The following is a 2,444-nucleotide window of genomic DNA, read 5'->3' on the forward strand; positions in this document are numbered from 1 at the left end:
TCGCGCAACCTGATCAGGTCGCGCAACCTGATCAGGACGCAGAGCAACAACAAGCTGCGCATGGAGGACTGGAAGGGAGAGGAGAGCATCAAGCTCTCCACCGAATATGGTGGCAAGACCCAGCTCAACCTTGGCTACCTCGTTGATCGCAACAAGAAGAAGCGGGGCGAGGGCTTTGAGCTGCGTACCGACGCCTGGGGAGCGATCCGGGGTGGCAAGGGGTTGTTCCTTTCGGCGGACGGGCAGCTGAATGCTGGTGGTCAGCAGCTGGACATGCAGGAGGCATTGGCGCAACTGCAATCGGCCCTAGCCGTGGCAACGGGTCTACAAGCGGTCGCCGAACGCGCGACGGCAGAACTGGCCGAGGTTAAGTCTCAACAGGCGCAACTTGAAAGTGCCTTCAAGGATCTACAAAAGGCAGTGCTGCTTCTCTCTGCGCCCGAGGGTATCGGCGCTGTAACGGCGAAGAGCATACAACTCGYGAGTGGCGAACATCTGTCTGCCACCACGGGCGGCAACGCTGACTTCAGCGTCGGGAAGTCCTATACCGTTGCGGCGGGACAAGCCGTCTCTCTTTTTGCACAGCAGCGTGGTATCAGGGCGTTGGCTGCGAATGGGCCAGTTGACTTGCAGGCGCAAGGCGGGGCGATGCAGCTGTTTGCCGAACACGAAATGAAGATCACCAGTGCCGATGGCAGGATTCTCGCCACAGCAGGCAAGGCAGTGACGATCACCGCTGGCGGGGCCTACATCAAGCTGGAAGGCGGCAATATTGAGCTAGGCTGCCCCGGTGACCTCAAGTTCCGCTCGGCATCATTCTCGAGCACTGGCCCCTCAAGCCTCCAGCAGCAGTTCTCGTCAAAGAAGATCCTTGACGACTTTCACGTGACCTGCCACGACGCCCATGGCGAACCGATTTCGGGAGAAACCTTCACCGTGCAGACGGGGGGCGGCTCGTCTGAGCAAATTGCCACATCAGGTGACGGCACGGCCTCGCTCAGGCAAATTCTGTTCGATCATTTTTCGGCCAAATCGCCGCAACGACTCGGAGACTAGAGATGGGTGACCCACGAACGCTTGTGAAAAGCCGGCATTACATTGATCTTCCCGGCGAAAGCCCGAAGGCAAAGCTATGGCCGGGGGTGAACAATGTCATTCAATTGCGCAAGCATCGGGATGTGGTCTTTGACATCAAGCTGAATCACGGTGCGACCTACACGATCGTGGCTGACCAAGGCCGCTTCTATGACCCGAAGCGCGGGCTGAACGTAACAAGCACGACATTCCAAGACGGCGAGCCGTGTCATCTGTGGTTGGGACGCTACTTTCAAGGCAGCCTGATTCTCAAGCAAGGAGACAAGGAGCTGTCGCGCTACCCAATCGGAAAAATGGATTGCACGCAAGGCTGCCGTGACGAGGATCCGTCGGCGAAGCCTGCACCCATGCTCTTCATTCTGCATGACGACAAAGCCTTCGCGCAGGAGTTGCTGGCACTGGAGACGGTCATCGTCGCATCGATGACGCCGGCGCCACAGGTTTTGGCCAACGCACTGGAACGAGCGCGGTCCGGGCACGGCGGATTGCAAACCACTCCCTTTGGCAAACGCCCTAGTGCCTCACCGTCTACGGGAACGGCCGCGACACAGGCGGCGGGACGTATTCCTCCTGTGCTGCCATCGGCCGACGACGATGTTCTGCAGATGCTTCATGTGTTTGGGGGAATTCAGGTGGCCGGCACCGGCGTGCCAGATGCGGTGACCAAGTGGGTGGCAGCAGGGGGCACGTCGCTCAAGCTCGATTCGGCGGACATCATCACGCGCAATTGGATTCTCGGCCAGATGTCCGGCGTGGGTGGCTATTTTAGTGACGCATTGAAGGGACGTGACCCGTGGCTCAAGCAATTCTGGAATCGCGCATTCATCCTGGAACGCAGCAGCGCGGGCAAGTTCGTGGTGATGTTCTCCACCTCCATCAAGGAGAAGCGCAATCTCGGATTCCTGCTGGGTGCGTACCGCACGGTTTCCCATGATTCGCGTGTGATGACGATCGCGGGCGGTGCCGGCTCCCTCTCGGCGAGCGGCAAGGCCGCATGGAGTGCGGCGAAGAGTTCGATCAAAGGCGGGGCCGGTATGGCGGTGGCGTTCACCGTAGGCGTCGATTGCATTACATGGTGGGATGACTACAACCAAGGTAAGAAGGACTATGCGGACCTGGCGGTTACGGTTGGCATTGACCTCGTGAAGGCTGGCATCGTCGCCGCTGCAACGAGTGCCGCAGTGTCCGTCCTTGTTACAGGATTCGCGTTCRCATTTGGCGGCGTTGTTGCATAAATCGGACTTAAAAACACAGAGACTCCTGTGATCCGAAATTCAGACGATGTGGACGGACTTCGGGCGTGCAAGAGCCGCCATGCGGTTAAGCACGCCTACGCGGATCGCCACTTC

2 protein-coding genes are annotated in these 2,444 nt (G+C 59.0%); both read left to right on the plus strand.

The features are described 5' to 3' along the window. A partial coding sequence (locus AC1DQR_RS40090) for a DUF2345 domain-containing protein (protein WP_477135120.1) occupies window positions 1-1,056 on the plus strand: 1,056 nt, incomplete at its 5' end. 2 nt (window positions 1,057-1,058) lie between these two features. Next, window positions 1,059-2,330, plus strand: coding sequence for a hypothetical protein (locus AC1DQR_RS40095; RefSeq protein ID WP_477135121.1), 1,272 nt, complete (start codon window positions 1,059-1,061; stop codon window positions 2,328-2,330). Window positions 2,331-2,444: the final 114 nt, after the last annotated feature.

The organism is Cupriavidus sp. 05L411, from assembly GCF_056398045.1.